At 68.1% G+C, this 12,164-nt stretch carries 11 protein-coding genes and 1 tRNA gene; 6 read left to right on the top strand and 6 right to left on the bottom strand.

What is annotated here, in order from left to right:
- Positions 1 to 11 precede the first annotated feature (11 nt).
- Positions 12 to 608, bottom strand: a complete 597-nt coding sequence (locus tag ACFOLC_RS12535; protein WP_386759589.1) for an NfuA family Fe-S biogenesis protein — start codon at positions 606 to 608, stop codon at positions 12 to 14.
- A gap of 178 nt (positions 609 to 786) precedes the next feature.
- Here ACFOLC_RS12535 and ACFOLC_RS12530 point away from each other — a divergent pair, with 178 nt between their 5' ends.
- Complete coding sequence (locus ACFOLC_RS12530) at positions 787 to 1,128, top strand: 4a-hydroxytetrahydrobiopterin dehydratase (protein ID WP_386759588.1); 342 nt, start codon at positions 787 to 789, stop codon at positions 1,126 to 1,128.
- A gap of 41 nt (positions 1,129 to 1,169) precedes the next feature.
- A complete protein-coding gene (locus tag ACFOLC_RS12525) occupies positions 1,170 to 1,592 on the top strand; it encodes an energy transducer TonB (protein WP_386759587.1) in 423 nt (140 codons plus the stop codon).
- 44 nt (positions 1,593 to 1,636) lie between these two features.
- Here the strand turns inward: ACFOLC_RS12525 and ACFOLC_RS12520 are convergent, their stop codons facing one another.
- Positions 1,637 to 2,599 carry an RluA family pseudouridine synthase gene (locus ACFOLC_RS12520; RefSeq protein ID WP_386759586.1) on the bottom strand — a complete coding sequence of 321 codons (963 nt, stop codon included), beginning with the start codon at positions 2,597 to 2,599 and terminating at the stop codon, positions 1,637 to 1,639.
- Positions 2,600 to 3,045: 446 nt separating this feature from the next.
- Between ACFOLC_RS12520 and ACFOLC_RS12515 the strand changes: the two genes are divergently transcribed.
- Positions 3,046 to 6,081 (top strand): Rne/Rng family ribonuclease, encoded by a 3,036-nt coding sequence (locus ACFOLC_RS12515; RefSeq protein WP_386759585.1) that lies wholly within the window; start codon positions 3,046 to 3,048, stop codon positions 6,079 to 6,081.
- Positions 6,082 to 6,141: 60 nt separating this feature from the next.
- Here the strand turns inward: ACFOLC_RS12515 and ACFOLC_RS12510 are convergent, their stop codons facing one another.
- Complete coding sequence (locus ACFOLC_RS12510; RefSeq protein WP_386759584.1) at positions 6,142 to 6,789, bottom strand: response regulator; 648 nt, start codon at positions 6,787 to 6,789, stop codon at positions 6,142 to 6,144.
- A 133-nt stretch (positions 6,790 to 6,922) separates the two neighbouring features.
- Between ACFOLC_RS12510 and ACFOLC_RS12505 the strand changes: the two genes are divergently transcribed.
- Positions 6,923 to 7,852 carry a M28 family metallopeptidase gene (locus tag ACFOLC_RS12505; protein WP_386759583.1) on the top strand — a complete coding sequence of 310 codons (930 nt, stop codon included), beginning with the start codon at positions 6,923 to 6,925 and terminating at the stop codon, positions 7,850 to 7,852.
- A 102-nt stretch (positions 7,853 to 7,954) separates the two neighbouring features.
- Positions 7,955 to 8,755 (top strand): isocitrate lyase/PEP mutase family protein, encoded by an 801-nt coding sequence (locus ACFOLC_RS12500; RefSeq protein WP_386759582.1) that lies wholly within the window; start codon positions 7,955 to 7,957, stop codon positions 8,753 to 8,755.
- Positions 8,756 to 8,930: 175 nt separating this feature from the next.
- Here the strand turns inward: ACFOLC_RS12500 and ACFOLC_RS12495 are convergent.
- Positions 8,931 to 9,020, bottom strand: a tRNA-Ser gene (locus ACFOLC_RS12495).
- A gap of 41 nt (positions 9,021 to 9,061) precedes the next feature.
- Positions 9,062 to 10,069 (bottom strand): LysR family transcriptional regulator, encoded by a 1,008-nt coding sequence (locus ACFOLC_RS12490; protein WP_386759581.1) that lies wholly within the window; start codon positions 10,067 to 10,069, stop codon positions 9,062 to 9,064.
- Between the two features lie 118 nt (positions 10,070 to 10,187).
- Here ACFOLC_RS12490 and ACFOLC_RS12485 point away from each other — a divergent pair, with 118 nt between their 5' ends.
- Positions 10,188 to 10,772 carry an FMN-dependent NADH-azoreductase gene (locus ACFOLC_RS12485; protein ID WP_386759580.1) on the top strand — a complete coding sequence of 195 codons (585 nt, stop codon included), beginning with the start codon at positions 10,188 to 10,190 and terminating at the stop codon, positions 10,770 to 10,772.
- A gap of 98 nt (positions 10,773 to 10,870) precedes the next feature.
- Here the strand turns inward: ACFOLC_RS12485 and serS are convergent, their stop codons facing one another.
- Entirely contained in the window at positions 10,871 to 12,163 is a 1,293-nt protein-coding gene (serS, locus tag ACFOLC_RS12480) for a serine--tRNA ligase (RefSeq protein ID WP_386759579.1), read from the bottom strand.
- Between the last annotated feature and the right edge of the window lies 1 nt (position 12,164).

Genomic DNA, 12,164 nt, shown 5'->3' with positions numbered 1-12,164 from the left:
CCGCGCCGGACTCAGGCCGCGTTGTCGCGGCGGATGTAAGGTGCCTCGCCGCTGTCGTGATCGGTGGCATCGCGCACCGCGGTCACGCCGGGGACCTTTTCCATCAGCGTCTTCTCGATGCCCTGCTTCAAGGTCACGTCGGCCATGCCGCAGCCGTGGCAACCGCCACCGAAGCGCAGCACGACCACGCCGTCGGCGGTGACTTCCTGCACCGCGACGTTGCCGCGGTGGCTCGCCAACTGCGGATTGATCTCGTGCTCGACCAGCCAGTGCACACGCTCGACCAGCGACGCCGAATCGGCCGGCGCTTCGCCCTTGATCTTGGGCGCGCGGATCTGCAGCTGGCCGCCGGTAGCCTGGGTTTCGTAATCGATCTGCGCGCCGTCCAGGAACTTCACGCTGGCCGCTTCCAGCCACACGGTGAAGCCTTCGCAATCCACCGCCCACTCGTCACCGTGCAGGTCGCCAGGCTCGGCGAACTCCAGGCGCACGTCGGCACGCGAGGTGCCGGGGTGGACGGCCGACAGGCGCACGCCCAGGCCCGGCAGGGCCTCACGCTCGATGAGCTTGCGGAAGTGGCTTTGGGCGGATTCGGAAATATTGATCATGCGTGCGTACGCTTCGACCCGAGCAGCTTGCGGGACATGCTCTTGGGGGCGGATTCGGAAATGTTGATCATGGGGCTATTCTAACGGGGTCCGCGCAGCCCGATGGCGCGCCTGCACTCTACGCCTACCACCGATGTGATTTCGTTCAGTCGGTGCGCCCTCCGCAAGGAATCCAGCCATGAACGACCTCATCCCCCTCGCCCAGGCCCATTGCATAGCCCGCCGCGGCAGCGAGCACAAGCTCAGCGAAGCGCGCGTGCGCGAGCTGCTGCCCGAGGTTCCCGGCTGGGAGCTGGCCGAGGACGGCCATGCCCTGACCAAGACCTTCGCCTTCGGCAACTACTACGAGACGATGGCGTTCGTGAACGCGCTGGCCTTCATGGCCCACCGCGAAGACCATCACCCGGATCTCAGCGTGCACTACAACCGCTGCGTGGTGCGTTATTCCACCCACGATGTCGGCGGGCTCAGCGAGAACGACTTCATCTGCGCGGCCAGGGCCGAAGCGCTCGCATCGTGATGCCGGTAACCCATCAGCACCAGCAACACGAGGTCGATCACGTGAACACTCTTCGCCAATGCCTGCCCGCCTGTTGCGCCGTCGCCCTGGGCACTTTGCTGGCGGCCTGCCACCAGGGCCCGGCCGTACCGTCGATCCCGTCGACCAAGTTGATGGCCATCGATACCCCGCCACCGGCCTACCCGCCCGAACTGGCCTGCGACGAGATCGGCGGCCAGGTCGTGCTGCTGATGTCGATCGGCCCCGACGGGCGACCAAAGGACGTGCGCACCGCGCAGAGCAGCCGCGTGCAGGCGCTCGACCAGGCCGCCCACGAGGCCGTGCGCCACTGGCGTTTCCAGCCAGCCACCCGCGGTGGCCAGCCGGTAACGACCACGCTGCAGGTGCCGGTGAACTTCAAGCCGCCGGTGATGCGACCGGACTCGTGCTTCGTCCTCGACGAGCAACGCAAGCGCGAGGGCTGAGCCCCCGCCTCGCGCAGCGTTAGCGATGCGCGAGGGACGTCGTCTCAGCCAAGCCGGTCGAGCACGTCGACCAGCTCCGTGGCCAGCGGCGCATTCAACAGATACGGCGCCTTGCCGCCGTCGAGGGCGAACTCCAGCGTCGAAGCGTGCAGGAACAGGCGCTTGAGCCCGGCCTGCTCACGCAGGCGCTTGTTGGCCTCGGCGTCGCCGTACTTGTCGTCGCCAGCGATCGGATGACCGATGTGTTGGGCGTGCACACGGATCTGGTGGGTGCGACCGGTCTCGATGCGGACTTCGCAGTAGGACTGCCCGCCGCGGCGCTCCAGCACCTTGAAATGGCTCAGCGACGGCTTGCCGGCCGCGTTGACCTGGACGTGGCGCTCGCCGCCCTGGCGCAGGCCGATGTGCAACGGCGCGTCGACGCTCATCACCCCGTCGGGCATGCGCCCGGTCAGCAACGCCAGGTAACGCTTGTTGATGCCGCCCTCTTCACGCATCAGTGCCTGCAGTTCGGTCAGGGCCGAACGCTTCTTGGCCACGATCAGCAGGCCGGACGTGTCACGGTCGAGCCGGTGCACCAGCTCCAGCGTGTGCCCGGGCCGTAGCGCGCGCAGGGTTTCGATTGCGCCGAAGGAAATGCCGCTGCCGCCATGACTGGCCACCCCGGAGGGCTTGTTCAGGGCCAGCAGGCGCGCGTCCTCGAACACGATCGCGGCATCCAGCGCATCCATGAAGCCCTTCGGTGGCGTGCCCTTGTCGCCGGTCTCGCCCAGACGCACCGGTGGGATGCGCACCTCGTCACCGGCCTCGAGCTTGCGCTCGGCCTTGGCGCGGCCGCCGTTGACCCGCACCTGGCCGGAGCGCACCAGCTTGTAGATCAGCGAGCGCGGCGCGCCCTTGAGCTGGCCGAGCAGGAAGTTGTCGAGGCGCTGGCCGTCGCGGTCGTCGGGGACGCGCACGGTCCGGGCACCCGCCGGGGCTGCCGTTGATGTCACTGAATGGGTCATCCGGGAAGGGTTATCTGATACACTCGCGACGCGAGATAAGGTTTTGATTTCGCAGGAAGTTGTCACCTAAGGGGCCGAAAGCCCCCTCCTGCGATTCCGGTCCGCGTCTAACCACTGCCCACGGGGTAGACATGTTAGCAAGCGCAGCCCGGCGGAACCGGCCCTCGTCCGGTGGGTCAAACCACCTGCGATGAACAACGTCCCGTGCGGCGCCAGCGCCGCCGGCCTTGCAGTCAGGAAAGTAACAACAAGCGCTCCCGCGGCGTGCCGTGGTGTCGTAGCGCTGGAAAACTTGAAGCCGCCGCCGACGGGCTCCCTCCTGGGATTTGCCCCCACGCTGGCCGGCTTGCGGTATCCAGAGGCGAAACGCCCACGGCGTTCCGCGGCCGCAGAATGCGTAAGCGTTCTGCGCCGACTACGCGCAGGAGCGCGCGAGGAACGCAACAATGAAACGCATGCTGATCAATGCGACGCAGGCAGAAGAACTGCGCGTCGCCATCGTCGACGGGCAGAACCTGTACGACATCGACATCGAGCAACCGGCGAAGGAACAGAAGAAGTCCAACATCTACAAGGGGCGCATCACCCGGCTCGAGCCTTCCCTTGAAGCTGCCTTCGTCGAATACGGCGCCGAGCGCCACGGCTTCCTGCCGCTGAAGGAAATCTCCCGCGACTACTTCCAGGCGGGCGTCGACCACAACAAGGCCGGGCTGCGCGAACTGCTGCGCGAAGGCCAGGAGGTCGTGGTCCAGGTTGACAAGGAAGAGCGCGGCAACAAGGGCGCCGCCCTGACCACGTTCATCTCGCTGGCCGGCCGCTACATGGTGCTGATGCCGAACTCGCCGACTGCGGGCGGCGTTTCGCGCCGTATCGAAGGCGACGACCGCGCCGAGCTCAAGAAAGCGATGGACTCGCTGGCGATCCCCGACGACATGGGTGTGATCATCCGCACCGCCGGCGTCGGCCGCGATGCCGAAGAACTGCAGTGGGACCTGGATTACCTGCTGCAGATCTGGAAGTCGGTCGCCGAGGCCGCATTGACCAAACCGGCGCCGTTCCTGATCTACGCCGAATCGCGCCTGATCATCCGCGCCCTGCGCGACTACATGCGCCCGGACATCGGCGAAATCCTGGTCGACACGCCGGAGATGTACGCCGAGGCGCGCGACTTCGTCGAGCAGGTGATGCCGCACAACCTGCGCAAGCTCAAGCACTACACCGACGACACCCCGCTGTTCAACCGCTTCCAGATCGAATCGCAGATCGAGAACGCCTACGAGCGCGAAGTGCGCCTGCCCTCCGGCGGCGCGCTGGTGATCGATCAGACCGAGGCGCTGACCGCGGTCGACGTCAACTCGGCGCGCGCCACCAAGGGCGGCGACATCGAGGAAACCGCGTTCCACACCAACCTGGAAGCCGCCGAAGAAGTGGCCCGTCAGCTGCGCCTGCGTGACCTCGGCGGCCTGGTGGTGATCGACTTCATCGACATGTCGAGCAACAAGCACCAGCGCGATGTCGAGAACCGTCTGCAGAACGCGCTCAAGTCCGATCGCGCCCGCGTGCAGATCGGCCGCATCTCGCGCTTCGGCCTGATGGAAATGAGCCGCCAGCGCCTGCGCCCGTCGCTGGGCGAGTCGAGCCAGCTGGTGTGCCCGCGCTGCGACGGCCACGGCCGCATGCGCAGCGTCGAGTCGCTGTCGCTGTCGATCCTGCGCCTGGCCGAAGAGCACGCGATGAAGGAAAACACCGGCCAGGTGCTGGTGCAGGCACCGACCGAGATCGCCAACTACCTGCTCAACGAGAAGCGCCGCGCGCTGAGCGAGATCGAGAAGCGCCATGACGCGCCGATCGTGATCGTTGCCGACGAGCAGTTGCACACCCCGCATTACGAGGTCACGCGCATCCGCGAGAACGAGCTCGGCGAGGAAACCAGCAAGCCCAGCTACCACCGCGGCACCCCGCGCAAGCTGCCGACCCACGCGCTGACCAAGGCCCACCTCAACATCCCGGACCTGCCGGCCGTCACCAACGTCAAGCCGACCCAGCCGGCCCCGCTGCGCGAGCCGCGCGAGACCCCGGTCGCCGCCGCGGTTCCCGCCCCGGCACCGGTCGCCGCCACGCCGACGCATTCGATCGGCGTGGTCGAGCGCATCCTGCGTTTCTTCGGCGGCAGTCAGCCCACAGGCGCCTCTGCGGCCGAAGCTGCCCCGACGGCTCGCGGCCAGGACAACCGCGGCCGCAACGAGCGCAATGACCGCAACGGTCAGCGCCGTGACGGCCGCAGCGGCAAGCCGGGCCGCGACGGTCGTCGCGACGAGCCGCGCCGCGAAAAGCCGCAGCAAGCCCAGGCCCAGGGCGCCAGCCCGGCCGGTCAGCAGCAGAACCGTCCGCAGAAGCAGGCAGCGCAGCCGCCCAAGCCGCAGGCGCAACAGCCCAAGCCGCCCAAGCCGCAGAACGAGGAGCGCCCGGGCAACGCCCAAGGCGCGACGCAGAATGCGCCGCGTCCGCCGCGCGAGCCCAGGCCGGCCGCCGCCAGCAAGCCGGAGGCAGCAACCCCGGCCATCGAAGCAGTCGTCGCCCTGCCCGCCATCGCTGTCGCAACGGACGCCGCGGTCGCTGGAAGCGAGGCGGTGAAATTCGAAGCGGCTGCAACCAGCGAGGCAGTTACCGTCGACCAGGACGCCGCATCGGTTGGCAACGAGGCCCTAGGCGAAGGCGCTGGCCGCCGCCGCCGTGGCCGCCGCGGTGGTCGCCGCCGTCGTCGCGGTGCAGGCGAGACCGGTGCCGCCGGTGAGGCGCAGCTGCATGACGACGCGCTGCTCGATGACGAAGACGACAACGCAGGCGACGAGCCCGGGGCCGCACCGGCACCGCTGGCCAACCGTTCGCAGCCGGAATTCGATTTCGAGGACGTGACCGAAGCACCGAAGCCGGCCCCCCGTGCCCAGGTTGCACCGGCCGTCGCCGCAGTCGCCGCCGTGATCATTGCGGCGCCAGAAGCTGCGTCGGAAGCCGAATCCGCCCTCCCCGCTGCGCACGCAGAGACGCAGACCCCGCCCCCCGCGGCGGTCGAAACCGCACCGACCGCAACGCAGGACGAGCCTCCGGCTCCGCAAGCCGTCGTCGAAAACACGCAGGTCACGCCCACCGTGGTGCCGCCGCCGGCCGTGGTCGAAGAGGCTGTTGTCGAAGAGACCGTGGTCGAGGAAGTCACCGTCGTCGAACCGCAGCCGACCGCGCCGACCGCGCCCGAGAAGCCCGACGCCAGTGAAGTAGCCGATTCGCGTCCGCAAGAAGTCGCTCCGACGCCGGACGTAGCCGAACCGGCCACGCCGCGCACCGCGGGCCTGTTCGACACGCTGCCGCAGCCGTCGGCACCGGCACCCGAGCCGGCGGAAGCCGCGGTGCAAGGCGAGACGGCGGCACAGCCGGATGCCTCGCAGGACGAAGCACCGAAGCAGCACGAGGAACATCGCGTCTGACGCGATACCCGCAGTAACCCCAACACTGGCCGCCACGAGCGGCCAGTGTTGTTTCAGGGCTTACAGCGCGTGGGCCGGATCGACCAGGCCGTACTGGCTGGCCAGGCGCGCGAGCGCGATGCTGTCGGTGATGCCAAGCTTCTCGAACAGCCGTGTCTTGTGGGTGTTGACGGTCTTGGCGCTGAGGTTGAGTCGCTTGGCGATGTCTTCCTGGCGCAGGCCCTGCACCAGCAGCAGCGCAACCTCCACCTCGCGTGGGGACAGCTCGTCGAACGGCGAAGCACTGCCGCCGATGCCGGCCAACGCCAGGTTCTGGGCAATGCCGCTGGCGAGGTAGCGTTTGCCGCGGGACACGTCGCGCACCGCGCGCAGCAACTCGGCGGCGTCACCACCCTTGCCGACATAGCCGGAGGCGCCGGCTTCGAGCAGGCGCTTGGGCAACGGCCCGTCCTCCAGCACCGACACGATGATCACCCGCGTGCCGTGATCGCCTTTGACGATGCGTTCGGTCACCTCCAGTCCGCTGACGCCCGGCAGGTGCAGGTCGCACAGCACGACGTCAGGCGTGAGCTTGCGGATCTGCGGCAACGCCAGCTCGCCGCTTTCGGCGTCGCCGACCACCACGATGTCGGTCTCGGCCGACAGGATCATGCGCATGCCGGTCCTTACCAGCGCATGGTCGTCCACGATGAAAACCCGGATGGTCATCCCTTTCCCCCGTGATCAATGCCCCATTCCGCGAGGCTACGCGGCCCCCGGAGAGCGCGCAACCTGCGGCCCGCTGGCCCTGCCGGCGAAGCCGGCCTGGTGCACACTGCGCGCTACTTTCAAGGAAGTCGCCATGCGCCATAGCCTGCCCTGCGCCCTAGCCCTCTCCACCCTGCTGCTCGCCGCTTGTTCGCAGGCGCCACACGCGGTGCGCAACCAGCCCGCGTCCGGGGCGGCCGCCCCGGCGGCCAGCACCTGGCTCGCCGATGTCCGCTCGATTGCGAACGCAGGCGAAAACGCCCAGCGCCGCGCCGCCATCAGCCAACGCCTCGACACGCTCGGCATCGCCTGGCGCAAGGCGCCATTCGAGATCAACGGACAGCGGGGCGAGAACCTGCTCGCCGATCTCGGCGGTCCGGCCGGCGCACCGTTGCTGCTGCTCGGCGCGCACTCCGACCGCGTCGAGAAAGGCAACGGCGCTACCGACAACGCTTCGGGCAGCGCAACCGTGCTGGCACTGGCACAACGCCTCAAACAGCAGCCGCTGCAGCACCACCGCATCGCGATCGCGTTCTGGGACCTGGAGGAGCGCGGCCTGCTCGGCGCCAAGGCCTATGTCGCCGACGGCGGCACCCAACCCGCGTTGTACGTCAACTTCGACGTGTTCGGTTGGGGCGACACGCTGTGGATGATGGCGCCCGAAGCCGGCCAGGCCCTCGCCCAGGCCAGCCAAACAAGCGCGCATGCGGCGCAACTGGGCTTCTCGTCCGGTGAGCACTATCCACCGACCGATCACCTCGCTTTCCTCAAGGCCGGCTGGCCGGCGGTGTCGTACTCGCTGGTCGGCGGCGACGAGATCAAGTTGATCCTCGACGCCTACGCCGGCAAGAAACTCGCCGCGCCGCCCAAAGTCATGCAGGTGATCCACAGCGAGCGCGATACCGTGGCGCAGATCGACGCCGACGCCGCAGCGCGCGGCGTGTCTGCGGTCGAGCAGGCGTTGCGGCGCTGGGATGCGGCAGCACCGCAGTCAGCGAAGCCCGTGGCCGGTTCACGCCGATAGACGTCCGAATATGCAGACGTCCGAAAACATGGATGTCCGAAAACAGCGAGCCGCATGCCCCGGCTTCTGTCAGCATGTGGCAACGACTTCCCTGAGGCTTGCATGAGCACCCACGTCGACTTTTTCCGCCAATTGCATACCGATGGCCTGTTGTTGCTCGCCAACGCCTGGGACGCCGGCAGCGCGCGCCTGATCGAGAGCCTGGGCGCGCCGGCCATCGCCACCACCAGCGCCGGCATGGCCTGGGCGCACGGCTATGCCGACGGTGACCAGTTGCCGGTGTCGCGACTGACCGCCACCGTCGCCGACATCCTGCGTGTGATCCGGGTGCCGCTCAGCATCGATGTCGAGGGCGGTTATTCCGACGATCCCACCGTCGTCGCCGCGACCGTCGCTGACCTCGCCGAAGCCGGCGTGGCCGGCATCAACCTCGAGGACGGCGGCGGCGATCCGGCGCTGCTCTGCGCCAAGATCGAGCAGATCAAGCGCGCCTGCGCGCAGCGTGGCACCGACGTATTCGTCAACGCCCGCACCGACGTCTACCTGCGTGGCCTGGCACCGCCCGGCGAGCGCGTCGAGGTCACCCTAGCCCGCGCCGCGCGCTACCGCGAGGCCGGTGCCGATGGCTTGTTCGTTCCGGGCATCAGCGATGGTGCGGAGATCGCGGCCGTCGCGTCGCAAGCCCGCCTGCCACTCAACGTGATGCTGCGCCCCAACCTGCCCGGCCCCGACGAACTGAAGTCGCTGGGCGTGCGTCGCCTGAGCGCGGGCTCGGGCCTGGCCGAGTCGGGGCTCGCCTACACCCAGCGCCTCGCCACCGCGTTCCTGCGCGATGGCCGCGCCCCGGCGGATGAAAGTCCCATCGGCTATTCCGCGATCAACGCCCTGTTCGCTGACCGTTGATCTTCGACCTGACCTCAGCCTGAAAGCAAAAAGCCCGCACATAGCGGGCTTTTTGCTTGAGTCGATTGACGGAGACCATTCGGTGAGCGCGGTGATTGCGGGCCGTCAGATCGCGCCCCATGCAAGCGCCCCGCTTGCTGCCGAGGCCGGTAATCGCGCGAGCGCAGCCACGAAATGGCGGAGAGAGTGGGATTCGAACCCACGGAAGGTTTGACCCTTCGCCGGTTTTCAAGACCGGTGCCTTAAACCGCTCGGCCATCTCTCCGTGATGGATGCGCGACCGCGCTGACGCGGCGGCGCATTCTCTCATGCCTGCGTGACGATGCGCGGCGGCGGGATGTTCAGCGGCGGAATTTTCTCGGCACCGTCCGGGCACGGCATGCCCTTGATCTCGCTGCACTGCAGCCGCGCCGACTCGACCAGGGCCGGTGCCTTCTCGGCGATGAAGTCGATGAACACGCGCACTGCCGGCAACAGGCCGCGGCGCGAGGCGAACACGGCATGGAAGATGCCCTGCGGCAGCCGCCATTGCGGCAATACGACCTCCAGTTCGCCGCGGCGCACGGCGTCGGCGCAGATCGTCTCTGGCAGCAGGGTGATGCCCACGCCCTGCTTGGCCAGCGCCATCAGCATCGGGAAGTCGAAGCCCATCACGCGTGGCTTGAGTTCGACGCGACGCACGTCGCCGTCCGGGCCGTGCAGCTCCCAGCGCTGGCGCGACTCCTCCTCGCTCATGCTCATGGTGACGTGGTCGCCCAGTTCGTCGGGGTTCTTCGGCCGGCCCATGCGGCGCAGGTAGTCCGGACTGGCCACCAGCAGCTCCTGGATCTGGCCGAAGCTGCGCATCACCAGGCTGCCGTCGTCGTCGAGCTTGGAACGCACGCGCATGGCGACGTCGATGCCTTCGTTGATGATGTCGACGCGGCGGTTGCTCACATGCAGCTGCACCCGCACCTGCGGGTAACGGGCCAGGAACTCGGGCAGCAGCAGCGGCATCTGCTGCTGGGCCACGCCGACCGGCACACTGACCCGGATCAGCCCGCGCGGCTCGGCGCTGAGCCGGTCGACCACCTCGTGCGCGGCCTGCGCCTCGGCCAGCATCGACTGCGCATGGCGGTAGACGCTGTTGCCGACGTCGGTCACCGCGAAGCGGCGGGTCGAGCGCTGCAGCAGGCGCACGCCCAGGTCGGTCTCGAGCTGGCTGATGCGCCGGCTCAGGCGCGACTTGGGAATGCCCAGTGCGCGCTCGGCCGCGGCGAATCCACCGTGGTCGACCACCATGGCGAAGTAATAGAGGTCGTTGAGGTCGTGCATGGCAGCAATTCCAAATTTGGAACAATCAGTGATATTTGACCAGCTTTATCCCGATATGGCAACGATCTAGATTGGGCTCCAACGCGGCGCCGTGCCGCCTACGCCCAAGAGGCCCGCCATGAAGCTCCTGCACCTGGATTCCAGCGCCCTCGGCGCAAACTCGGTCACCCGCGAACTCAGCGCCGCGATAGTGACACGCTGGCAGGAAGCCCTGCCGGAGCTGCGCGTCGAATACCGCGACCTCGATGTCGACCCGGTCCCGCACCTGACCGGCCGCTCGCTGGCCAAGGCCGACCCGATCGAAGCCGCGGCCGCCGAGCGCGTGCTGCAGCAGTTCCTCGCTGCCGATGTAGTGGTGATCGGTGCGCCGTTTTACAACTTCAGCATTCCCTCGACGCTGAAGGCCTGGATCGACCGCATCGCGATCTCCGGGCGGACGTTCCGCTACACCGCCGAAGGCGTGCAGCAAGGGCTGGCCGGCGGCAAGCGCGTGATCGTGGCCAGCGGCCGCGGCGGCCAGTACGGCGACGGCAACCCGGCGGACTTCCAGGAGGCCTATCTGCGCCAGGTGTTCGGCTTCCTGGGGGTTCACGACGTCGAGATCGTGCGCGCCGAAGGCGTGGCCTACTCGCCGCAGCACCGCGCCGACGCCCTGGCGGCTGCGCACGCCGCGATCGGCCAGCCGCTGCGCAAAGCGGCCTGAGCCAGGCGACCCGGCGCCCTCCTCCCCCTCACCGGTAACGCAACGGGCCCGCAATGCGGGCCCGTTTTTTTCGTCGGTTTGGCGAGCAGCGGCACGCCTTACTCGATGCGATCCAGGCCGCCCATGTACGGGCGCAATACCTCGGGCACGGTGATCGAGCCGTCGGCGCTCTGGTAGTTCTCCATCACCGCGATCAACGCACGGCCGACCGCGACGCCGGAGCCGTTGAGCGTGTGCACCAGCTCCGGCTTGCCAGTGGCCGGGTTGCGCCAGCGCGCCTGCATGCGCCGGGCCTGGAACGCCTCGCAGTTCGAGCACGAGGAGATCTCGCGGTAGGTGTCCTGCGACGGCAGCCAGACTTCCAGGTCGAAGGTCTTGGTCGCGGCAAAGCCCATGTCACCGGTGCACAGCAGCATGCGGCGGTACGGCAGGCCGAGCTTCTCCAGCACGACTTCGGCGCAGCGGGTCATGCGGTCGTGCTCGGCGTAGCTCTCGTCGGGGCGCGCGATCGTGACCAGCTCGACCTTCTCGAACTGGTGCTGGCGGATCATGCCGCGGGTGTCGCGACCGTGGCTGCCGGCCTCGGCGCGGAAGCACATCGAGTGCGCGGTCATGCGCAGCGGCAGCGCGGCGTCTTCGACGATCTCGTCGCGGACGATGTTGGTCAGCGGGACTTCGGAAGTCGGAATGAGGTAGCGCTTGTGCGCGGTCTCGCCGTCGCCGACTGCAGTGGCGAACAGGTCTTCCTCGAACTTCGGCAACTGCCCGGTGCCACGCATGCTGTCGGCATTGACCAGCAGCGGCACATTGGTTTCCTGGTAGCCGTGCTCGTCGGTGTGCAGGTCGAGCATGAACTGCGCGAGTGCACGGTGCAGGCGCGCCAATTGCCCACGCAGCACGGTGAAACGCGCGCCGCTGAGCTTGGCCGCGGTGTCGCCGTCGAGCCAGCCGTTGCGCGCGCCGAGTTCGACGTGGTCCTTGACCGCGAAATCGAACACGCGCGGCGTGCCCCAGCGGTGCTGTTCGACGTTGTGCGCCTCGTCATCGCCGGGCGGCACCGACTCGTGCGGCAGATTGGGCAGGCCCAGTGCGATTGCCTCGATCTCGCCACGGATGGTCTCCAGGCGCACCTCGCTGGCCTTGAGCTCGTCGCCAAAACCGGTGACCTCGGCCATCAGCGCGCTGACGTCCTCGCCCTTGGCCTTGGCCTGGCCGATCGCCTTGGAGCGCGTGTTGCGCAGGTTCTGCAGCTCCTGGGTGCGGACCTGGATCTGCTTGCGCTCGCTTTCCAGCGACTCCAGCGTGCTCGCGTCGAGTTCGTAACCACGGGTTTCGCGCAGGCGCGTGGCGAGTTCGGCGGGATTATGGCGCAGCAGGTTCGGATCGAGCATG

Source organism: Lysobacter cavernae, from assembly GCF_042648505.1.
Classification (GTDB): domain Bacteria; phylum Pseudomonadota; class Gammaproteobacteria; order Xanthomonadales; family Xanthomonadaceae; genus Lysobacter_L; species Lysobacter_L cavernae.
Note: the sequence above shows the minus strand (reverse complement) of the source record. Positions and strands in the feature narration are given on the sequence as shown.